25 protein-coding genes and 1 other annotated feature are annotated in these 21,769 nt (G+C 50.0%); of the genes, 22 read left to right on the forward strand and 3 right to left on the reverse strand.

What is annotated here, in order from left to right; genetic code table 11:
- Nucleotides 1-5 precede the first annotated feature (5 nt).
- From KNO65_RS06150 to KNO65_RS06160, 3 genes are read right to left on the reverse strand one after another with little or no spacing between them, the layout of a single operon-like run.
- Entirely contained in the window at nucleotides 6-1,655 is a 1,650-nt protein-coding gene (locus KNO65_RS06150; RefSeq protein WP_214782599.1) for a hypothetical protein, read from the reverse strand.
- A 16-nt stretch (nucleotides 1,656-1,671) separates the two neighbouring features.
- On the reverse strand, nucleotides 1,672-2,235 hold the full coding sequence (locus tag KNO65_RS06155; RefSeq protein WP_251131668.1) for a prepilin-type N-terminal cleavage/methylation domain-containing protein: 564 nt from the start codon (nucleotides 2,233-2,235) through the stop codon (nucleotides 1,672-1,674).
- Entirely contained in the window at nucleotides 2,183-2,638 is a 456-nt protein-coding gene (locus KNO65_RS06160) for a type IV pilus modification PilV family protein (protein WP_211781479.1), read from the reverse strand. The genes KNO65_RS06155 and KNO65_RS06160 overlap by 53 nt, the downstream gene beginning before the upstream one ends.
- Before the next feature lie 157 nt (nucleotides 2,639-2,795).
- Between KNO65_RS06160 and KNO65_RS06165 the strand changes: the two genes are divergently transcribed.
- From KNO65_RS06165 to rpmA, 22 genes are all read left to right on the forward strand, one after another.
- Nucleotides 2,796-4,010, forward strand: a complete 1,215-nt coding sequence (locus KNO65_RS06165; protein WP_214782602.1) for a G5 domain-containing protein — start codon at nucleotides 2,796-2,798, stop codon at nucleotides 4,008-4,010.
- Complete coding sequence (locus KNO65_RS06170) at nucleotides 4,007-4,297, forward strand: hypothetical protein (protein ID WP_047795511.1); 291 nt, start codon at nucleotides 4,007-4,009, stop codon at nucleotides 4,295-4,297. The genes KNO65_RS06165 and KNO65_RS06170 overlap by 4 nt, the downstream gene beginning before the upstream one ends.
- Nucleotide 4,298: 1 nt before the next feature.
- Entirely contained in the window at nucleotides 4,299-5,969 is a 1,671-nt protein-coding gene (locus KNO65_RS06175) for a GspE/PulE family protein (RefSeq protein ID WP_214782606.1), read from the forward strand.
- Nucleotides 5,962-6,999 (forward strand): type IV pilus twitching motility protein PilT, encoded by a 1,038-nt coding sequence (locus tag KNO65_RS06180; protein WP_214782609.1) that lies wholly within the window; start codon nucleotides 5,962-5,964, stop codon nucleotides 6,997-6,999. Before KNO65_RS06175 ends, KNO65_RS06180 begins: the two co-directional genes overlap by 8 nt.
- A 6-nt stretch (nucleotides 7,000-7,005) precedes the next feature.
- Nucleotides 7,006-8,223 carry a type II secretion system F family protein gene (locus KNO65_RS06185; RefSeq protein WP_214782612.1) on the forward strand — a complete coding sequence of 406 codons (1,218 nt, stop codon included), beginning with the start codon at nucleotides 7,006-7,008 and terminating at the stop codon, nucleotides 8,221-8,223.
- Nucleotides 8,224-8,364: 141 nt separating this feature from the next.
- Nucleotides 8,365-8,844 (forward strand): prepilin-type N-terminal cleavage/methylation domain-containing protein, encoded by a 480-nt coding sequence (locus tag KNO65_RS06190; RefSeq protein WP_214782628.1) that lies wholly within the window; start codon nucleotides 8,365-8,367, stop codon nucleotides 8,842-8,844.
- Between the two features lie 87 nt (nucleotides 8,845-8,931).
- Entirely contained in the window at nucleotides 8,932-9,684 is a 753-nt protein-coding gene (locus KNO65_RS06195) for a prepilin peptidase (protein WP_214782631.1), read from the forward strand.
- 12 nt (nucleotides 9,685-9,696) lie between these two features.
- Nucleotides 9,697-11,268: a pilus assembly protein PilM gene (pilM, locus tag KNO65_RS06200; protein ID WP_214782634.1), complete on the forward strand. Its 1,572-nt coding sequence runs from the start codon at nucleotides 9,697-9,699 to the stop codon at nucleotides 11,266-11,268.
- Nucleotides 11,265-11,972: a hypothetical protein gene (locus KNO65_RS06205; RefSeq protein WP_214782637.1), complete on the forward strand. Its 708-nt coding sequence runs from the start codon at nucleotides 11,265-11,267 to the stop codon at nucleotides 11,970-11,972. Before pilM ends, KNO65_RS06205 begins: the two co-directional genes overlap by 4 nt.
- Nucleotides 11,973-12,112: 140 nt before the next feature.
- Nucleotides 12,113-12,697 (forward strand): Maf family protein, encoded by a 585-nt coding sequence (locus KNO65_RS06210; protein ID WP_214782640.1) that lies wholly within the window; start codon nucleotides 12,113-12,115, stop codon nucleotides 12,695-12,697.
- Nucleotides 12,698-12,717: 20 nt separating this feature from the next.
- On the forward strand, nucleotides 12,718-13,347 hold the full coding sequence (radC, locus tag KNO65_RS06215; RefSeq protein ID WP_015881143.1) for a RadC family protein: 630 nt from the start codon (nucleotides 12,718-12,720) through the stop codon (nucleotides 13,345-13,347).
- Nucleotides 13,348-13,778: 431 nt separating this feature from the next.
- Nucleotides 13,779-14,612 carry a DUF2785 domain-containing protein gene (locus KNO65_RS06220; protein ID WP_214782643.1) on the forward strand — a complete coding sequence of 278 codons (834 nt, stop codon included), beginning with the start codon at nucleotides 13,779-13,781 and terminating at the stop codon, nucleotides 14,610-14,612.
- Nucleotides 14,613-14,681: 69 nt separating this feature from the next.
- On the forward strand, nucleotides 14,682-15,122 hold the full coding sequence (locus KNO65_RS06225) for a hypothetical protein (protein WP_214782646.1): 441 nt from the start codon (nucleotides 14,682-14,684) through the stop codon (nucleotides 15,120-15,122).
- A gap of 198 nt (nucleotides 15,123-15,320) precedes the next feature.
- On the forward strand, nucleotides 15,321-16,358 hold the full coding sequence (locus KNO65_RS06230; protein ID WP_074037493.1) for a rod shape-determining protein: 1,038 nt from the start codon (nucleotides 15,321-15,323) through the stop codon (nucleotides 16,356-16,358).
- A 13-nt stretch (nucleotides 16,359-16,371) separates the two neighbouring features.
- Nucleotides 16,372-17,262, forward strand: a complete 891-nt coding sequence (mreC, locus tag KNO65_RS06235) for a rod shape-determining protein MreC (RefSeq protein ID WP_214782649.1) — start codon at nucleotides 16,372-16,374, stop codon at nucleotides 17,260-17,262.
- Nucleotide 17,263: 1 nt separating this feature from the next.
- Nucleotides 17,264-17,758, forward strand: a complete 495-nt coding sequence (gene mreD / locus KNO65_RS06240) for a rod shape-determining protein MreD (RefSeq protein WP_049759982.1) — start codon at nucleotides 17,264-17,266, stop codon at nucleotides 17,756-17,758.
- Between the two features lie 5 nt (nucleotides 17,759-17,763).
- Entirely contained in the window at nucleotides 17,764-18,432 is a 669-nt protein-coding gene (locus tag KNO65_RS06245) for a septum site-determining protein MinC (protein WP_240499796.1), read from the forward strand.
- A gap of 5 nt (nucleotides 18,433-18,437) precedes the next feature.
- Nucleotides 18,438-19,295: a septum site-determining protein MinD gene (minD, locus tag KNO65_RS06250; protein ID WP_015881151.1), complete on the forward strand. Its 858-nt coding sequence runs from the start codon at nucleotides 18,438-18,440 to the stop codon at nucleotides 19,293-19,295.
- A gap of 43 nt (nucleotides 19,296-19,338) precedes the next feature.
- On the forward strand, nucleotides 19,339-20,664 hold the full coding sequence (locus tag KNO65_RS06255; protein WP_214782652.1) for a ribonuclease E/G: 1,326 nt from the start codon (nucleotides 19,339-19,341) through the stop codon (nucleotides 20,662-20,664).
- A gap of 55 nt (nucleotides 20,665-20,719) precedes the next feature.
- Nucleotides 20,720-20,793, forward strand: a sequence feature (ribosomal protein L21 leader region).
- A 15-nt stretch (nucleotides 20,794-20,808) separates the two neighbouring features.
- The gene (gene rplU, locus KNO65_RS06260; RefSeq protein WP_015881153.1) at nucleotides 20,809-21,117 is read left to right on the forward strand and encodes a 50S ribosomal protein L21; all 309 of its coding nucleotides are present in this window, start codon (nucleotides 20,809-20,811) and stop codon (nucleotides 21,115-21,117) included.
- Between the two features lie 3 nt (nucleotides 21,118-21,120).
- On the forward strand, nucleotides 21,121-21,456 hold the full coding sequence (locus KNO65_RS06265) for a ribosomal-processing cysteine protease Prp (RefSeq protein ID WP_078146561.1): 336 nt from the start codon (nucleotides 21,121-21,123) through the stop codon (nucleotides 21,454-21,456).
- 12 nt (nucleotides 21,457-21,468) lie between these two features.
- Nucleotides 21,469-21,750 (forward strand): 50S ribosomal protein L27, encoded by a 282-nt coding sequence (gene rpmA / locus KNO65_RS06270; protein ID WP_015881155.1) that lies wholly within the window; start codon nucleotides 21,469-21,471, stop codon nucleotides 21,748-21,750.
- The last annotated feature ends 19 nt before the right edge of the window (nucleotides 21,751-21,769 follow it).

The raw sequence follows: 21,769 nt of genomic DNA on the forward strand, positions 1-21,769 counted from the left end.
TGAATTCATTTCAATTGAACCGGATGACTGACGAAGAATTGAAGTTGATTCGTGACCGGTAATGTTTCAAGTTGATTGAACACGGAATCGTTATATGTCAGTTTTAATCGAGACTTTTCGGCTTCGTGAGCTGGAACTTGACGGTCGAAGTTCTCAGCTGGGCTTAAGCCATTCCCACCGTTAAACGTCCCACGGAAGACGTTCACTTCGAGTGGTCCTTTACTGTACAGACCTCCGTTGACTTCGAGAATAGATCCGACCGCATACACATAGGTCGGTTCGTTCGAGTCACTATACATGAACGCCTGGAGCGTCGTCGGAGTGTCATCAAACTCGTTGATTCGGTTCAACAGAATCTTTCCTTTGGATAACAGGATGAGTGAGTTCCCTTTGTCTGCATCAATCGGAAGAATATTGGCTCGGTCGATGAACGTATCACCGAGCGTGTAGACTGTCGAACTGAAGGAGACGTTCCCTTTAATGGTCAAGTCACCACGTACGATCAGTGGCCGTGCAATCGTCAGCTTCTCGAGTGATTCAATGACGACGTCCCCGTCGAAAAGAAGCGGGGCATTCGACTCGGTGATGGATTCCGTGACATACATGGCGCGATCCGAAATGGCATCCGGTAATGTCACGATGGTCGGGTCGGTGAGGGCGTTGTAGGCATCCGCCCGTAAGTACGAAGTCGGGCGTTCGATAATCGATGTCCCATCTTCCGAGAGCACGCGCTCGAGTTCGAACACTTGATTGGTCGAGCGAATCAGACCTTCTTCAAAGATTATTGAATCGACGTCATTTGTGTATGCGAGCGGTGTGTCGAGTCGTCGATTTAAAAATTCGATGATTGAGTAGTCGTATTGGAATGGAGAAAAGCGACTCGGGGACACCCCGGCGTCTGCCTTCTCGCCAGCTTGTTCCGGACCTACCGTGAAGTAGTTCTCTTGCTGGCAACTCAAGCAATCGCTCAATTCGACTAAATCGATTCGGCCATTCAAGTGAAGACGACTAGAATCGACATTTTCAATCTGCTTCGCCACACCATCCAATTGGAAGTTCGCTTGACGCATGAAAGCGAGAGGACCACCTGAATAGATATTTCCTTGAATCGTCGGCATGCCGTTCACGTCCAACTGTTGGTCGGACCCGAGGACGTAGTATAAAAAGGACGGGAGAGCCGTCAAGTATAAGTCTTGCGTGTATTCAACGGTAAGCATCGGTTGTTCCGGATTCACTTGTCGCGATGCCGTGACGTTCACTTGGAGAATCGTCGTGAACGGCGCCGTCTGAATGGCGGTATCCGTAGCATCTTTCTTCAGCTCGATGGAATAGCGGACCTCACTATCCGTAGTCAATGCCGTGAACGGTTCGTCACTGACGATGAGCGACTGAACCTTGCTTTGGAATGCCGCTTCCGATTCCATATGAGTCGGGACTTCCGCTTCTCCGTGAAGCGGGAACTGGGTCCGAACCTCATCGGCGATGAGGCGAAGTGCGCTTTTCGCATCTTCATTCAGTTGAGTATCTTCCGTACGGATGACCGTCAATTTATTCGACGCCAAGTTGACTTGCATGGCGGCGAGCGAGAGGACGGCGAGAGCCGCCATCGTCACGAGAACAAGCACGAGGACATATCCGTCTTCACGTTTTCGCATCAGGATGCCTCCTTTCTTAGAATGGGATGGAGCTTTCAAATGTCGTAACAGAATCGGGATTGTTTGATTGAGTCAAATCCATCTCGATTTCGATGAGTCCACCGGTCATGTAAGTCGGGCGTCTCGGATCGAACACGGGATCTTTTAACTGGATGGTCATCCGTTCGACTGTGATTTGTTGATTAGAAGGCGTAAACGAATCCTCTGAGAGAACCAAGTCGGTCGGCACGTATCCCGCCTCCCGGTAAATCATTCCGGCTTCCGATATGTCTGGAGCGGACAATCGATAAAATTGAAACGAGCCGTCCACTTCCATCACGGCGTCGAATTCGGTCCGGTTCACATCAGAGAGCACGGAGGCAATCAAATAGTCGGCCTCGCTTCGAAGGTCACTCGTCTCGTTCGTCATTTGAAAACCGAGCGTTCCAGTGATAAAGGCCGTAATGATGACGCCACTTAAAATCGAAGCGACGACGACTGTGACGAGCAACTCGACGAGCGTGAAGCCGTCTTCACGCTTCTCCATCTCAGTCAGTTGTCGGGACAGCCGTTTCAGGGAACGGTTCGCGCAATGTCGCATTCGAAATGACTCCTTTCAAGGTGACGGGCGTTTGCAAACGGTCGGTCGTCACCGAAATTTCAACTTCAATTGTATGTCCGGGTGCAGTGGACAGCGATTGAATGGTTGCGATATACGTATCCCCATGGATTCGGGTATCTTCGCAGAAGTCGCACGTCGAGCTGATCCCGTCCCGATTCAACAATTGACGCAGTTCGAGCGGTTCATCAACGGACGCGGCCCGTCGATTTAAAGTATGTAACGTGTTTTGCGCCACTTGGTTCGCAATCGTTTGATTGAGGCTGTCGTGTGTCGTCTTCAAACTTTGGCTGAAAATCGAAAGTAAAGAAAATGAGACAATTGAAAGAACAACGATGGAGACGAGCACTTCGACGAGCGTAAAACCTTTTTCGGAATGCGACAAGACATTGACCTCCTATTCAAAAAAAGTAAAACAATCGGAAAATAACGTATGCAATACTGAATTAAATGTTATTTTTTGTACAATACATATTATACTAAAGTTATACGCTGAACGGATATATAGAATAGAAGTCGGATTAGACACGGGGGGATTTTACATGAAGCGGTATGGGATGCATCTTATCATTTTGATTGGACTCGTCGTACTCGTGACATTACCGACGATTGGACTCGTCAATTACTTAGATGCGTCTGCTGAGTCGAGTGCTACATATAAAAAAGATACGACGGTCGCAGGTGTCGACGTATCAGGGATGACGAAAGAAGAAGCGGACGTTCGTCTCGATAATGCGATTAAAGATTTTAATACGACACCCTTTTCAATCAATTTGATGGATGGGACGGTCATGGAGATTGGAAAAGAGGTCGTGACGTTCGATGTATCGAATACGTTAGACTCCATTAAAGATACAGGTGACTATCCGCTGTTGACATCCGTAGATGAAACGAAAGTCGAGCCTTATCTCGAAGGTCAACCCGTCACGCTGACGATGATTGCCCCGGCGTTGATGGATGCCGCATCGATGTTGGAGTCATCTGTGACATTAGAGCAAGTCGCGGCAGAAAATGAAGTCGTCGCCTCGTTCACTGTGAGCCCGACACCGGCTATGCAGTCAGCCCTTGATCGAATGAACGGATTCGAGATGGCAGCGGGAGACATCTTTAGTCTCAAATCGTTCGGAGAAGATTACGAAGCGCTCACGACACTAGGGTCTTCATTCTATCGCCTATTTGCGGCGACACCGTTCGCCATTCTCGAACGTGTGCCTCACGAAACACTTCCTTCCGGGGTGGAGCTAGGCTATGACACGAAAGTAGATGAGCGCTCGAACTTTGCTGTTCAAAACCGAGAAGACACATCATATGCCATCCTCGTCTTGGATGAAGGGGGTTCTGTGACGGTTCAATTGCTCGGTCAACCTTTTGACGCCGCTTTCGAAGCGAGAGTTGAAGAAGTGAAGACGGTACCGCATCAAAAAGTCGTGCGCTTCTCATCTTCGCTCCCGTCAGGCAGTTCATCGGTCACCCAGTCAGGTCAAGATGGACAGTCAGGTAAGCTCTACCGGGTCACTGTGACTGAAGAAGGGGAGACGTTGGAATTACTCGGGTTTGATTTTTATGCACCGACACCGGAAATCGTGACGAAGAGTTCCGTTCCGCTTCCGCCACCGGATCCGGTCGAACCGGTCATCCCGACATTCCCGGATGAGGACGAGGAAGAAGACCCGTTCCCGAATGATTCGAACGACGACCCATTTGAGGCAGAACCGCCCGTATTAGAAGAACCTGCAGAAGAGGAGGCAGTGGGATGATCGGCTATTTGATTTTACTCGGCTTTTGGGTACTCGCCACATTGACACTGTTCGCTTTATCCGTTCCGATGACGAGAAAACGTGAAACGAAGCTTGTCATCAGCCTGTGGACTGCCCTTCTGTCTGGTGGCGTCTATTTGATGGTAGAAGAATCACTCGTTCAAACATGGTGGGCATGGGTGATTCTTATCGTTGCATTGATTGGAGGAGTGGCTGCGAGCGTCTTTGTCGAAGAACGGAACGACAAGACCGAGCAGGAGGAGGCTCCTCAAAGGATGGTGAAGTAACGTGAGACGAACGAAACGAAGATTAGGTGAGATGCTCATCGAGGCTGCGCTCATTACGACGAGTCAGCTCGATGAGGCGCTTGCACAGAAGCGTCCCGGAGAAAAACTAGGGGATGCCTTAATTCGACTAAACCATATTACCGAGACACAGTTGATTCAAATGATTCATGAACAGCTGCATGTGCCGATCATTGAGTTGTACTCCTACGACATCAATGTGACGGTCACGAAGCTCGTACCGAAAGCATTGGCACAAAAACACGATATCATGCCGTTTGAGTTGAACGGCAATACGTTACATGTGGCGACAGCCGACCCACTCGATCTCATTGCCATTGATGACGTCCGTCTTCAGACAGGGATGAACATCGAGATTGGCATCGCAACGAGAGAACAGATTCGAAAGACGATTAGTCGATACTATGAGATGGATCACTCGCTCGTCGAAATTTTAAAAGAAGATGCCCCGGAAATCGAGCGACAGGAATCTGTCAGTCGAGACGATGCACCGATTATCCGCCTCGTGAACCAGTTGTTCTTAAGCGCAATCGACCAACGCGCTTCGGATATTCATTTCGACCCGCATGAGAAACAACTTCACGTCCGCTTTCGGATTGATGGTGATTTACGCACAGAAACCGTTTATCCGAAGAAGATTCAGAGCGTCATGCTGACGCGTCTCAAAGTCATGAGTAACCTCGACATCACAGAAAGTCGTCTGCCACAAGATGGACGGATCAAGTACACGCTACGCAATCGCGCCTATGATTTCCGCGTCTCGACGCTCCCGACGATGTATGGAGAGAAAATCGTTATTCGGGTCCTCGACTCATCTCAAGGACTGACCGATTTGACGAAACTCGGATTTGGCGAACGAAACGAACAGGCGTACCGTGACATGCTGAAACGTCCGAATGGAATTATCTTGATCACCGGTCCGACCGGTTCAGGGAAATCCTCGACATTGTATGCTTCGTTAAAAGAACTGAATGATGAAACGAAAAACATCATTACGGTAGAAGACCCGGTCGAGTATCAACTTGACGGCATCAACCAGGTTCAGGTCAACTCGAAAGTCGGCTTGACGTTCGCGTCAGGGCTTCGTTCGATTTTACGTCAAGACCCGAACATCGTCATGGTCGGAGAGATTCGGGATACGGAGACAGCTGAGATTGCCATTCGTGCCTCGCTCACCGGTCACCTTGTGTTGTCAACGCTACATACGAATTCAGCAATCAGCTCCATCACCCGTCTCGTCGATATGGGGGTTGAGCCGTTCCTCGTCGCCGCTTCGACGACGGGACTCGTGGCACAACGACTCGTTCGACGCGTCTGTCGTGACTGTGGTCAAGTCGAACCGGTATCGAAGAGTGAACGTAGCCTGTTCGACGCAGAGGGTGTACACATCGACCACATCGTTCGGGGAAAAGGATGCTCGTCATGCAACTTCACAGGGTACCGTGGGCGCCTCGCCATTCACGAAGTCATCCCGATTGATGAAGGCTTGCGCCGGATGATCATGAACCAGGCGACCGAGTCTGAGATGGTCGACTATGCCAAGTCACAAGGAGCGACATTCCTGCTTGAGGACGGATTAGAAAAAGTCGCCGCCGGTTTGACGACGACCGAGGAAATATTACGAACGGTCATTACGGAGAATGCTTATGATTAATCAATCGATCGAAACCATCTTGACGAATGCGGTCGAGAAACGTGCCTCGGATATTCATCTGACAGCCGGTTCTCCTCCGATCATTCGAGTAGACGGGAGTCTTATTACGATGGGCGAGGAGAAGGTGTTGCCGCACCATCTCGAAGGATATTTAAAAGAAATCATGACCGACGATATGCGCGAACGTCTCGAGCATGAACGAGATCTTGATTTCTCGTTCGGCGTCCCACGTGTCTCCCGTTTCCGGGTCAACGCCTATTATCAACGAGGCACGATTGCCATCGCGTTCCGGTCCATTTCCGGGGAAATCCCGACCTTGAACGAACTCAATCTGCCGACGGTACTGAAGCGTCTGATTGAGAAACCACATGGTCTCATCTTGGTCACGGGTCCGACGGGTTCAGGGAAATCGACGACGCTCGCGGCGATGATTCATGAAATCAATCGGACGCAGCGAAAACGAATCATCACGCTAGAAGATCCGATCGAGTATTTACATTCCCACGACCAAAGTATTGTCGACCAACGGGAAATCGGCTCTGACGTCATGAAATTTGTGAGTGGTCTAAGGGCCGCCTTACGGCAAGACCCTGACGTCATTCTGCTCGGGGAGATGCGTGACTTGGAGACCATCTCGACGGCGATGACCGCCGCAGAGACGGGGCACCTCGTCATGGCAACGCTCCATACATCGAGTGCGATGTCGACGGTGAGTCGAATCATCGACGCGTTCCCAGCTGAGCAACAGGACCAAATCCGGACACAACTCGCGAACGTCTTACTCGGTGTCGTGAGTCAACGGTTATTTCCACGGGTTGATGTGCCGAAAGGACGCGTCGCCGCCATGGAAATCATGTTAGGGAATCCGGCTGTTGCCAACTTGATTCGAAATGAAAAAGAGTTCCAGTTGCCGACCGTCATCCAGACGAGTCGCCAGCACGGGATGCAGTCGATGGATGCTGCCATCGAACAACTTGTTCGGCAAGGGATCATCAATCCGAACGCCGTCCCGACAGAAGAGATGAGGTGATGAGTGATGGCGATATTTCAGTATGAAGGAAAGCTCCTGAACGGGAAGCGTAAGAAAGGTCGCGTCACGGCCGTCTCGCTTCGGGAAGCGAAAGAAAAGTTGCGTCAAGAATCTATTCTCGTAACGGACTTGGCCGAGCTCGAATCGACCGGACTGAACAAAGAGGTCAATTTGCTGCCAGAACGAGTCAAAATCGAACACTTGATCATGTACGTCCGTCAGTTCGCGACGCTCATCCGGGCGGGTGTCCCGATTGTTCGTGCGACTTCAATCTTACGGGTACAGACCGAGTCGAATGTATTGAAGAAAGCACTGAGTCAAGTCGAGGATGATTTGAAGGAAGGGATTGCCTATTCCGAGGCGATCAAAAAGCACCCACGCGTCTTTTCGAACTTCTTTAGTTCGATGGCACTTGCCGGGGAGACGAGCGGGAACTTGGAGGAGGCGCTCGATCAAATCGGGCTCCAACTTCAAAAACAATATGATGTGAAGCGGAAGGTCATTTCTGCCCTCACGTATCCGTTGGTCGTCTCCATCGTCGCCATCGGCGTGGTCGCCTTTTTAATGGTGAACGTCGTCCCGACCTTCGCGAGCATCTTTGGTCAACTCGGCGGTGAGCTTCCGCTCATCACGCGCATTGTCGTCGCGGTCTCCGATTTCATCGCGGCCTTCTGGTGGTTGTTACTCGGACTCGCGATTCTCGGAGTTCTCACCTTCACCTGGATGTTGAAGCGGGACCGGGAACGGTTCGTCATCGATGGCTTGCTATTGAAGATGCCGATTTTTGGAACGATTGTGATGAAGTCTCAGATTGCATTGTTAACGCGAAGTTTAGCGGTTCTTCTACAAGCGGTCGTCCCGATTTTGACGGCGATTGAAATCACCGAACGTATCGTATCGAACCGCGTCATCCGGAAAGGACTGACGGAGGCACGTGACATGATGGTGCAAGGGGTCCCGCTTCACGAGCCGCTCATGCGAAATGCGAACTTCCCGGCACTCATGACTCAGATGATCGCCGTCGGGGAAGAGAGCGGTGATTTGGATTCGATGTTGAACGAAGTCGCTGAGTTTTATGAGACGGAGGTCGAGACGACAACCGACCGCTTGAAGTCGATTATCGAGCCGCTTCTCATCGTCGTATTGGCAAGTGTCGTCGGAGTCATCGTTATCTCGATCGTCGTCCCGATGTTCCAAATCTATGGTGATATTCAGAATCAGTAAAGCAATATGCAAGCTTTTGAAAATATACCTTTTCAATACTATATATAGAAGGTATAGTAAAATTGTTCTACTTCTATATTAGGTCTAAAGTAATTTATCTAGTTTACACACAGCACATTACGTAAAAGGGGAGAATGAATTATGGTAGAGAAGTTGAAAATGATTTGGCAAGATGCCAAACAGTTAAAAGATGAGCGTGGGCTCACACTCGTCGAGTTACTCGTCGTCGTCGTTATTTTAGGAATTATCGCAGCCATCGCAGTCGTTGCGATTGGTGGGATCATCGAGAACTCGAAAGAGGACGCATTAAAATCTGATGCAAAACAAATGGTCAGTGCGGCGAAATTGTATGTAGCTTCAAATGATGTTGCTAATGGTACAGTATTAGTATTTGCTGGAACACCTGATGCAACTGCTACTCCAAAAGATGTAGACACTTCTTCTTATATTGAAACATTAAAAGATCCGTATGGCTCATCTGGTTATTCAGCAGCTGGCGTAAAAGTTGCAAAAGGTGCAGATGGTAATTATTCATACTCGGTTTATATTGATGGAGAAAAGAATTTGGGAACTAAAGCTGCTCCTGTAGCAGAAACTGCTATTTCTTCCGCATCACTTTAAATTGTTTATGCCGGCTGGCGCTGGGCACTCGCTCAGCCTAGCCGGTTTTCTATTTTTGGCATATACTGACAAAAGGAGGGTCCTTCCTTGATTGAATCGATTGGATTCCTATATAGCATCGTCTTCGGGGCGGTCATCACATCGTTCACCAACGTCGTCGGGCTCCGCGTGCCACGTCAGCAATCGATTGTGACGCCGCGGTCACATTGTCCGTCTTGCGGTCACGAATTGTCACCGTGGGAACTCATCCCGATTTTCGGCTATCTCGCCTTAAGAGGCAGATGTCACGGGTGTGGCGAGCGGATCGCGCCGACGTATCCGATCTTTGAATTACATGGAGCCATTGGATATGGCTATAGCTTTTCACTCTACGGATTTAGTGTGACGACGCTTCTCGCGTTCGCTTTCTTGTCGACCTTACTCGCTTTGGCGATGTCTGATTTATCGACGATGCTCGTGCCGAATGTCATCTTGCAATTCACGGCACCGGTATTACTCCTCCTCACCTATCTGACAGGGGCATCTTGGTGGACGCCACTTGTAGGGGCGTTGCTAGGATTTTCGCTCCTAGCGACCGTCTTTTTCGTGTCAAAAGGGGGACTTGGGGCAGGGGACGTCAAATTGTTTACTATGATTGGTCTTGTGCTCGGTCCGCGTGACGTGCTAGTTGCCTTGTTTCTATCGAGTTTGATTGGGGCAATTGTCGGGATCGGGTTGATGATCACAAAAAAAATCGGGCGAAAGCAACCGATTCCGTTTGTCCCGTCGATTGCGCTCGGGACGATGTTGACGTTTTGGTTTAGTGAAAGTTTTTTTGATTGGTATTTTGAGTTGATGTAGGGGGAAACGATCATGAGTCGTGGGATAGAGAAAGGGACGGTCACGTATTTTTCGTTTGATGCGCTCAGCATCCACGGGGCCGTCATCAAACAAGGGGTGTTCAAACGAAGCGCCTCGGTTCAGTTAGCAAAAGATGCGTATGGAGAAGGGAAGATTCTCGATGAGACGGCGTTCAGTCTCGCTTTCGATGAACTCTGTCGCAAGTTGAAAGTGCGACGCGGGATGACGTGTGCGGTGGCATTGGACGAGACCGAAGTGTTGTCACGGAAAGTCGAGATTCCTTCTTCGATTCCGAAGGACGAGATTCGTGGCTATCTCTTCATGGAAATCGGGAGCTCGATCATCTTGCCGTTCGATGACGTGTCGTTCGACTACGAAGTGTTAGGAGAAGATGGGGTCAAGACGGACGTCATGTTGCATGCCGTTTCGATTGAATTGACGAAGTCGCTCCGTGCGTACATGAAAAAACGTGGTCTAGCGTTGAAGAAAATCACGCCACGTTCTGTCGCGGTCGCCAATGGGGTCATGCGTTTATCGGAGATTGATCCGCTTCAGTCGACGCTACTCTGGCATATCACGCCGTTTTCACATCAATTACTCGTCCTTGAGGAAGGGCAGATCCGTTTCATCCGCTCGATCGAACTGGACCTCCCGTATCAAGTCGGGACGAAAGATGGTGTCGTGACCTATACATATGATGGGACAGACGAGATGAAGGCTAATCAGTTGGATGACTGGTTGAACGAACTCGCTCGTTTCCTCGACTTCTATCGGTATTCCCTGCGGACGGACGGTCGGACCATCGATGAGTTATACGTCTCGGGAACTGTTCCGGAAGTCGATGATCTCGTCCGTATGATTCAGGCTGAGTCCCTCGTCTCGGTGACGCGTGTCGAGCAACCGCTCGCCATCGCTCACGGGACACCGCTATCGCATCAAATGTTGCCACTCCTTGGGATGGCGACGCTTCAGCGCGATAATGACACGAACTTCATCAATTCGACGGACGTGACACTCCGTTGGCCGATCGTGACAGGTCTCGTCGCCCTTCTTCTCGGAGGAGGGGCGGCCGGATACTTGTACTATGAGGTCGACCAACTAAAAGCAGAACAGACGCGAATCGAAGAAGAGTTACAGCTCGTTCAAATTTACCAAACCGAACAAGTGAATTCGAAAGCGCAACAAGTGCTCTCGCTCGACCAAACCGTGACGGCGTTGACCGACATGGAAAAGGATGCGGTCCCAGCACTGCGCGCGTTGACTGAGCAGTTGCCGCCTACTGGCTACGTCTTGACGTATAACTACGCGGATGGCTCCATCATGAGCGTCCGAACTCAATTCGAGACGTTAGAAGACTTGAACGCATTCCAGCGCTCGCTCATGACCGATGAGCGGTTCCTCGACGTCAAACTCCTCGGTGTGACGACGGAGTTGAAAGCGGATGTGGATGCAGAAGAAGAGGAAAACTCATTAGAAGAAGATCCGCTTCCACGCTATATCGGAGAGTTTACGTTCATGTTCCAAGACGTGGAAGACGAGTTGACAGAGGAAGAGGACACGGATGAGGAGGTGGTGAGTCAATGAAACGTTCGACAATCTACGCGTTATTTGCGATTTGCCTCCTTGCCGCAATCATCGCACCGGCTTACTTTGGCTATACGTATTACGTCAAACAAGGAGAGGTCGAAGCGCTTGAACGTGACCTCTCGCTCGAACAAACAAAACTGGAGTTATTGCGACAAGAAGGAAAAGCCGTTGATGTAGCGGACTCTCAGACGCTTCAGACACGGGTTCCAACAGTTCCTGCCCTCGACACGGTCGTTGAGGCGTTGTCGCAGGCAAGTCTTCTTGCGGGTGTCAATGTGACAAGTATCGCATTTGCGGATGGCGTTGTGGCTGAGTCAGAAGTGCGGGAAACGGTCGAGCCGTTCAATCCGGCTGATGTGAGTGCGACGAATGAACCGGCTGAACCAACGGACGTTGCACCTGTCAACGCTTCTACGGTCCGTTCAACGGTCAACTTGCAAGCAGAGACGTATGAAGCGCTCGTCTCCTTCTTGGAGTCGATCGAGTCGATGAATCGGATTCACGTGTTACGGACGGTTCAATTTACCGGACCTGCCGAGACGGGACCGAATACGGTCGAAGAAGTGCAGTCGCTCGAGTTTACAGTCGAGCTTGATGCCTTCTATCGTCCGGACCTCGACCAACTCGTTCCAGACCGATACATTCCGGAACCGGCGTTTGAGCAAAAGGATATCCCGGTATACGACTATACGACACCATAAGTCGGCACGTCCCTTCGTAATTGAAGGGGCGTGTTTTTCGTCGCGGGTCATTGTGTTTAGGAGGCACGTTGCCTACAATCAACAGTGAAGACCGAAACGGGAAGGAACGCCGTTTTGGAAGAAGAGAAGGAGTCGATACAATGAATTCAACACAGAAGCGTGTCATTCTCGCCTCGATGTCACCGCGACGTACCGAGCTATTGACGAAAGCAGGAATCAAACATGAGGTCATCCCATCTACCGTGACGGAAGGGACGGACGGTCGGGAGATACCGAGTGATTACGTCGCTCGTCTGGCCCGGGAGAAAGCGATGGACGTGGCAAGGCATCACCGTGATGCCATCGTCATCGGCGCGGACACGGTCGTCGTCTTGAACGGCATCATTTTAGAGAAACCTACAGACCGGGAGGATGCGAAACGGATGCTTGAACGATTATCCGGTTCGACCCATGAAGTGCTGACGGGTGTGAGCATCATCGGTAAGTCCCAAGATTTGTTCGTCACGACGACGCGTGTGACGTTCGCTGAGATTCCTGAAACCTGGCTAGCGGATTATTTGGATTCGACAGAGCCCTACGATAAGGCGGGTGCGTATGGGATCCAAGGATCGGGTGGTCTCTTCGTCGAAGGAATCGAAGGGGATTTTTATAATGTCGTTGGATTGCCGATCCATCCGCTCGTCAAGACGCTCGACCAGCATGGGGTGACGCCTCGCTTCCTGTGAACTTGAAAGTAGGTGAAGGAATGACCATGGTGCTTGACCGTAGTGTAGAGACCGCCATCGCCAGATTGCTTCAAATCGGAGGACGGGGACCGGACCCGATGGAGACGGCTCGTCGTATCTCGGACGTCTACCCGACGTTACGGGCGCTGTCACAAGCGTCCGTTCACGATTTATGTAAAATCGAAGGGATGACGAAGAAGAAGGCGGAGCAACTCCTCGCCGCGTTCACAATCGGGATTCGATACGTCGAGGAACCGAAAGCGAGTATGCCGACGATTCGTTCGCCGCAAGACGCCTATGAGTTGTTGCGGGATGAATTGAGACTGTTGAATCAGGAGCATTTCGTCTGTTTGTATTTGAATACGAAGAACCAACTGATTGCGCGGAAGACGCTCTTCGTCGGAGGGCTCAACTCGTCAATCGTCCACCCGCGTGATGTGTTTCGTGAGGCGCTCAAGTTGTCGGCGGCATGCTTTATCGCTGTGCACAATCATCCGAGCGGGGACGCGACCCCGAGTCGGGAAGACATCGAGGTGTCTGAACGATTGGTCGAAGCAGGCAATATCGTCGGCATCGCTTGTCTCGACCACGTCATCATCGGGGAAGACCATTACGTCAGCATGAAGCAGCGGGGATATATGAATGGGTAAGGAGTAGAGAGCAGGCATCGTGATGTCTGCTTTTTTGTGTTTACGAGAGAACTGGTACCTCATTAAATTTTGGATATAGTTGGAAAATGATAAGTGGAGATGTAAAATTCGAAGAGAGCAGAAATGATTATGAATTACTTTGCGCACGGGAGGTGTCTAATTTGTCGCATATTACGATATGGAATGTGATCGGATGGGGATTTCTTCTTTTCTTAGCAGTCAGTAAATCCTTTTTTAGTGAGCAATTGTCCTTGATCACGACTGGTCTGGGCGGATTGATTTGTTTGATGTTGAGTTTGTGGATGATCTATTCCGGAGAAGAAGAATCATCACAACATCCGAATGAAAGGTCTGAATGAACAGCGCTATTTAAACTGTCATTTGGCTAAAGAGTAGATGATGAATCAAATTGAGAAGAGCGGTGTACGCATATGAATGTACTGTCGGAAAACGAATTAAAAGAAACCCTTCAGATGATGAAAGATGGGGATTTGACGTATTACGAAAAAAACAAAGAAGCCATTCTCACCAGCATGGTTCAGCGTATCGGGTCACCGGACGGCGAACTCCGTGATCGACTCATATACACGATGTTCTTTCGCCTCATCATCGAACAAAAAGACATCGATTTCGACAAGATGAGTGAACTCCTTGAGACGTCCTTGCATGCTCTTTTGTTTCATAGAATTGAGGAAACGCAGTCGGACGCTGTCTTCACGAGAGCTTTCACGACTCTATTGATGGCTTTGATTCTGCATCGAGACGTTGAAGAGGACTTTTTGACAGAAGACCAATTACGGAAGGCAGCGGAAGGTTTGATTCGATATCTTCAGCTCGAGAGAGATACAAGAGGTTATGTGAATGGCAAGGGATGGGCCCATTCGATTGCCCACGCGGCAGATGCGGTGGACGAACTGATCGCAAATCCGAAACTGGATCCATCGTCATTTCCGGAACTCTTCCACGTCATTATCAATCAAATCATGCGTTCTGAGGTATTGGCGCATGATGAAGACGAACGTCTCATCAATCCGCTCCTACGTTTACTCGAACGAGGGATGGATTCTGAAGTCATTCATCGCTATGTAGAGCAGCTTCCACATCACTTAGAAGAATGTAGGCAACATCTTGATGATGAGGAAAAATATTGGTACGTCGTCCATAATGTGAAAACATTCTTGAAGAGTCTATATGTCCGTTTAAACGAAGAACAGCGGCATGATCTGATCCAACAATCTATTCTCGTCACACTGAAAAAGTTGTGATGTGATCAATTAAAGTAGTTTTCTCTAATCGAATCTGGATGTTGATTAGAAAACAAATGAGGTGTTTTTATGGAAAAAATAATTTGGATCCTGATGGTCGGATTATCGCTTTTTGTGAGTTACATACATCTAGAACCAACCATCTTCTCGATCGTTGTGTTCATCCTGTTTTTATTTGTGAGCACAGCGCTATTTATGCGGTTCGATCAGGACCACTGGCTCGACCGTGTCTCGCCGCTCGTCGGTGTTGGCGTAGGAGTTCTATTGCTCATCGCTTATCTCGGTATGATCGTGCTCTCTTTCAATGAACTCAATCAACTCGGCATCTGGACGGTACTAGTCCGTCTCCTGCTCATGTACATCGGAATTTACATTTTCGTCGTGACGACATCGAGCTTTTTGGCAGGAGCGACCCGACTCAAGCCATCCCGCTTCTTTCGGCCGGTGTTGATTTTCTCGGTATTCTTTTACGGAGCGATGTTACTGCTTCCGCTCCGACCGGGATTGTAACCGTTCTCTCCTTAGGCAGACGCTCACTTACGTCTGCTTTTTTGATTTGCCTTTTTGCCGAAAAGAAGGCAAACTAATAGACGGTGAGACAGGACTGAGATGCGGTTATTGTAAATAACCTGTAATCGAATGAACGTTTTCAAACATGATTTTTCCGTTATAATAAAAAATAGTGTAATGAAGAGAGGAGCAACACCTATGTTTCGTAGTTTTAACCGAGAAATCGGAATCGACCTTGGAACGGCTAACACGCTCGTTTATGTAAAGGGTCAAGGAATTGTTGTTCGTGAACCGTCCGTCGTGGCGTTCCGCACAGATACAGGTAGAATTGAGGCCGTTGGTAACCAGGCCAAAGATATGATTGGACGTACTCCGGGGAACGTCTCTGCACGTCGTCCGATGAAAGACGGCGTCATCGCTGACTTCGAAACGACAGCGACGATGATCAAATACTTCATGGAGCAAGCTCAAAAATCAAAAGGCGGTTTGTTCTCATCGAAGACGAACGTCATGATTTGTGTCCCAAGCGGTATCACGTCTGTTGAAAAACGTGCCGTGGAAGACGCTGCGAAACAAGCAGGCGCTCGTGAAGCATACACAATTGAAGAACCGTTCGCGGCAGCAATCGGTGCAGGTCTCCCAGTTTGGGAACCGACTGGCTCGATGGTCGTCGATATCGGTGGCGGTACGACCGAAGTCGCAGTGATCTCACTCGGCGGCATCGTGACAAGCCAATCGATTCGTGTCGGTGGTGACGAAATGGATGATGCCATTATTCGTTACATCAAGAACAAGTACAACCTCATGATCGGGGAGCGTACATCTGAGACGCTCAAAATGGAAGTCGGTTCGGCGCGCATCGATGCATCGAACGAAGCGGAGAAGATGGAAATCCGTGGTCGCGATCTCGTAACAGGACTTCCAAAACAAATCGAAGTCACGTCTGCAGAAGTATGTGAAGCTCTTTCTGATACAGTCGAAGCGATTTTAGCAGGGGTCAAACAAACGCTTGAGCAAACTCCTCCAGAACTTGCGGCTGACGTTATGGACCGCGGAATCGTCTTGACTGGCGGCGGCGCCCTCCTCAAAAACTTGGACGACGTGATCTCAGACGAGACACACATCCCGACACTCGTTGCGGATGAGCCACTCGACTGCGTAGCGGTCGGGACTGGAAAATCTCTTGAAATGATGGACGTCCTCCGTTCGAAATCAGGCATCTCGTCACGTCGATGAGAGGTGAGACACGATGAGCCGATTCGTACGTAATAAAAAGCTCATCATCACGCTAATTGTACTGATCTTGTTTTTCGTCATTTTAGGTGTTTCGATTCGAGGACGATCGGAATCAGCCTGGTACCAAGATGTCACGCGTGATGTGGTCGGCACGTTCCAGCGAGTGTTCGCGGTACCAATCGGGTGGATGGACTCAACGGTCTCGTCCATCTCAGATGTCCGCGATATCTACGAAGAGAACCGCCAGCTGAAAGAACATTTGGCGAAGTACGCCGAGGTATCGGTTGAAGCGGATGATTTGCGCCGTGAGAATGAGGAGCTTCGAAAGATGGTCGAAGCAAGAGACGAGTCGTTACGTGACTTCGACCTCATTCCGGCGGAGGTCATCGGTCGGACACCGAACGATTGGCAACGCTACGTCACCATCAACGTCGGTTCAGAACGCGGCGTTGAAAAGGGCATGGCCGTGACCGCAGCGAGCGGGATGGTCGGTCGTGTCATTCAGACGAGTGCTTATACGTCGCAAGTTCAACTGCTCAGCGACAACAACCGGACGAACAACGTCTCGGCTGTGGTCAAAGATGCGGACGGCAAACCGACGTATGGGACGATAGACGGATTCGACACGGAGACGAATGAATTGTTCTTCACGAAAGTATCGAATAGCGTCAAGCTGAAAGAAGGAGAAATCGTATCGACGTCCGGACTCGGTGGACGTTATCCGGCTGGACTCGTCATCGGTACGATCGAATCGATCGAGACGGATGAATATGGCGTCTCACAAGTCGCCCGGATTAAACCGGAGGCCGACTTCAATGAGTTCTCACAAATGTACGTGATTGATCGGACACTAGACGAACCGTTTTTAACGGGTCCCGAGGAAGGAGGAGCAGCGGGTGAGTAACATGAAAGTGTTCATCGCCCTGTTCCTCCTTTTTCTTATTGAAGGAACATGGGCATCGATTTTTTCTTGGCACTACGCCACGCCGTTTCTTTTGTTGACGTTGATCGGGTTGATGTTTGTCAGTCTGTACGGTCGATGGGAGACGGCACTCGGGTTTGGGCTTGTATTCGGACTGCTGTATGATATCGTCTACACCGACCTGATTGGAATCTATGTATTTACTTTTTCACTCATTCCTCTCTTAGCCAGCTTCGTGTTAAAATATATAGGTGAGAACTTCTTCTCCGTCACCATTACGTTCACGTTTATGATTCTCGTTTTCACCTTTGCGATTTACGGGATCATGGCGGCGATTGGTGGGACGTTGATGACGATTCAAACACTATTGGTTGAACAGATTCCAGGGACGATGCTCGTCAATGCCATCGCCATCGTGATTCTTTATTATCCGATGACGCGTTATGTGACGACACGCCCTGTTGCGAAAAGAGGGTAGCCATGATGGAGCGTAAACGACACATTACGATTAAAGGACATCGCAACGGCATTGCCATTCACTTCAATCCGAAGAGTGGCATCGACGAGGTGCTTACGGACTTAGAAGCGACATTACAAGAAATGGAGCCGCCGTCCGGAAAGATTGCCCTGAAGTTGCACGCGGGTACTCGTTATATTGACGAGGAGCTGTCACGTCAAATTCGTGAGGTCGTCGCTCGTCATGGCGTTTTTTATATTGAAGACTTGTCGAGCGATGTCATGTTGACAGAAGAAGCGAAAGCGACGTACGGCAGAAAGACATTCCACTATCACAGCGGGACGATTCGGAGTGGGCAAGTCTTGACGTTTGACGGTTCTGTGCTCGTGATCGGGGATATCAATCCTGGGTCAGAGGTCCGGGCGACAGGAAGTATTTATTGTTTAGGGACGATACGAGGAAATGTACGCGCCGGTGTCGAAGGATGGGAAGAAGCGGTCATCACCGCGAGCCTGCTCCATCCGAAGTTTTTAGCAATCGGCGAACATGTACTCACAGCCGATGACGGGGAAGAACTTCCTGAGATTGAGATGGGTTGTGCGTATCAGACGAGTGATGGGATTGAGATGACACGTCTCCGCCACGTCATGACAGGTCTGAAAGACGCATATGCAATGGAATTACAGAGAGGGTGAGTGGAATGGAGCAAGTAGTGGAGCCTGTACATACAGAAAAAGAAGTTAAAAACGGCAGAGCCATCGTCGTGACATCAGGAAAAGGGGGCGTCGGGAAGACAACGACGACCGCCAACATCGGGACGGGGCTCGCCTTGTCTGGACACTCGGTCTGTCTCGTCGATACAGATATCGGATTGCGTAACCTCGATATCATTCTCGGTCTCGACAACCGGAGCATTTATAACCTTGTCGATGTCATCACGGGTCAATGTAAGTTGAATCAGGCGCTCGTCCGCGATAAACGCTTCGAGGAGATGTATTTACTCCCGGCCGCACAGTCGAAAGACAAGACGTCAGTGAATCCTGAACAAGTGAAAGAAATCGTTGACCAGTTGAAGACGGAATATGATTTCGTCTTGATTGACTGTCCTGCTGGAATCGAGCAAGGGTTCATGAACGCGATTGCCGGTGCGGATGAGGCGATCGTCGTCACGACACCTGAAAAAGCGGCGGTTCAAGATGCAGACCGAATCATCGGGATGCTCGAGCAAGCGGAACATATCGATGCGCCTAAACTGATTGTCAACCGAGTCAAGAATCATCTCGTCGAATCGGGCGACATGCTCGACATCGATGACATCATGCGCATCCTGTCGATTGACTTACTCGGTGTCGTCATCGACGATGAGGAAGTCATCGCAGCCGCGAACCGCGGTGTCCCGGTCACGATGAATCCGGACAACTATGCCGGGCAGGCTTACCGGAACATCACGCGCCGTATTCTTGGCGAATCGGTCCCGCTCATGTCGATTCAGACGGAGACGGCACCGGTCGGCTTCTGGGCACGACTCATGATGAAATTTGGAATGAAAAAAGCGTAAAGGCAACGGAAGTTGCCTTTTTCTGTCGAAAGGAGTGATGCAGATGAAGCTAATCTACGAACGAACACCTTCCATCGAACGGGCGATGCTCGTGGACGGCGAACGATTACTCGAAGTCGAGGAACGGTTTGTCGACCAACTGTCTGTCGGGACCATCGTCGAAGCCGCAATTGAAAGGATCCACCCGTCACTCGGGGCAGCCTTTTTGACGGATGGGGAGACGACATACTTTCTCCCAATCGCAGAGACGCTCCGTGCGCTCGCCTCGTATCCGGAAGTGCCCGCCATCGGGCAAGCGGCAGTCGTCGGAGAAAAGCGACTCGTCCAAGTGACAAAAGAAGGAATCAACGGCAAGCATCATAAAGTGACAGAGAACATTCGATTCGGTGGGCGATATCTTGTGTATTTCCCATTTGGACGTCGGCAACTGTTCAGCCGGAAACTCGACCTCGTCACGCAGGACCGCCTCTCAAAGGCGCTCGACTTAAAGGAAGAGGAAGGAGTCTTATTTCGGACGGAAGCCGGACAAGTGGCCCCCGAAGCGTTACAGGAAGAACTGAATCGATTGCGTAACCGTTCGACCATAGTGATCGAGCAACGGTTCGGGCAAGACGAGCTACTATGCGAACAATTCGTGAGACGTCATGCAGTCGAGTCCGTGCTGTTGAATGACAAAGAAGGGCAAACGCGACTCGAACGATTGGATGTCCCGGTGAACCGTCATATCGGAAAAGGACGGATGCCTGAAGCGAAACGTCTCGATGGAGCCATCGAGAAACTGGAGAGTCGTGCCGTCTGGTTGGATGGTGGGGCGTTCGTCTTGATCGAACAAGTCGAGACGATGACCGTCATCGACGTGAACAGTGGCAAAAATGTCGCCGTCAAAGATAAGGGGCGTGCGGCCGATACCATCAATGAAGCCGCGCTCTATTCAATCATGGAGCAGTTGCGCCTGCGAAACATCGGCGGCATGATCGTCATCGATTTCTTACGAGGTTCAAAAGAAGGACAGACCCGTCTCCTTAAAAAGATGAAAGAACTCGGGGCGCGTGACCCACGACGTGTCGAAGTGTACGGTTTCACACGGATGGGGCTGTTCGAGCTGTCGCGAGAACGGACCGGTCGCTCGATTCAAGACCGGATGTTTCATGCCGGCAAGCCTTCAAAATTGGCCATCTTCTCACAGTTTGAACGGTCGCTCCTTGATTTGAATGATCAATACGAAGCGGTCGTGCTCGCACTCCCTAAGAAGTGGCATGACGCTTCTTGGCACGGATTTGACATCGAGGTGCACCTCGTCGAAGGGGAGCCGGAGTTCGTCTTTTATGGGACGTCCGAAGAATGTCAGAATTTCTTATCTCGTCGTTGACAATGATTAATTGAGAATGGTATTATCTATAACGTTAGTTCGTTTGGAAGCACCCAAATGGCTACAACCGCACAGAACGGGTTTTTAAAGGTTTTTGCCCTGCCCAGGATGGCGAGTCTGAGTTTAACAAGGAGGTGCACGTATATGTACGCAATCATCAAAACAGGTGGTAAGCAAATCAAAGTTGAAGCAGGTCAAGAGATCTACATCGAAAAACTCGATGCTGATGTCGAAGGTACTGTAGAATTCGGTGAGGTTCTTTTCGTTGGTGGTGACGATGTTAAAGTCGGCGCTCCACTCGTAGAAGGCGCTAAAGTTGTCGGTACTGTGGTAAAACACGGCCGCGCTAAGAAAATCACTGTCTTCAAAATGAAAGCTAAGAAAAACTACCGTCGTAAGCAAGGTCACCGTCAGCCTTACACGAAAGTTCGCATCGAGAAAATCGAAGCGTAAGCTATGATTCGGGTCAAGGTAAGACGAGACGAGGCGAATTCGATTCGCTCCGTCGAAGTGACTGGTCATGCCAATTTTGCAGAACCTGGTTCTGACTTGGTGTGCGCCGGTGTTTCAGCCATCATCTTTGGTGCCTATAACGCCGTCGAAACGCTTGCAGGTCAATCGCTTCTTGTAGAAATGGCAGATCAAACAGAGGGTGGTTACTTTTATGTCGAGACGTATCCTGACTTATCACCGCAGGATATGGAACGCACCCAACTGTTATTAGAAGGGATGCTCGTGCAGTTAGACACGATCGCCCAAAGCTACGGTGAATATATCCAAATTGAACAATAGGAGGTGGACCTCATGTTACAATTGAACCTTCAGTTCTTCGCTTCGAAAAAGGGAGTTGGTTCGACTAAAAACGGTCGTGACTCAATTTCGAAACGTCTCGGTGCAAAACGCGCTGACGGACAAACAGTTTCAGCTGGATCAATCCTTTACCGCCAACGCGGTACAAAGATTCACCCAGGTGAAAACGTTGGCCGTGGTGGCGACGACACTTTGTTTGCGAAAGTTGACGGCGTAGTACGCTATGAGCGTCTTGGTCGCGACAAGAAACAAGTGAGCGTTTACCCAGTCGCGTAAGTTGAACGACGCAGAAGAC

Source organism: Exiguobacterium sp. S3 (genome assembly GCF_018617295.1).
In the GTDB taxonomy this organism is placed as follows: domain Bacteria; phylum Bacillota; class Bacilli; order Exiguobacteriales; family Exiguobacteriaceae; genus Exiguobacterium; species Exiguobacterium profundum.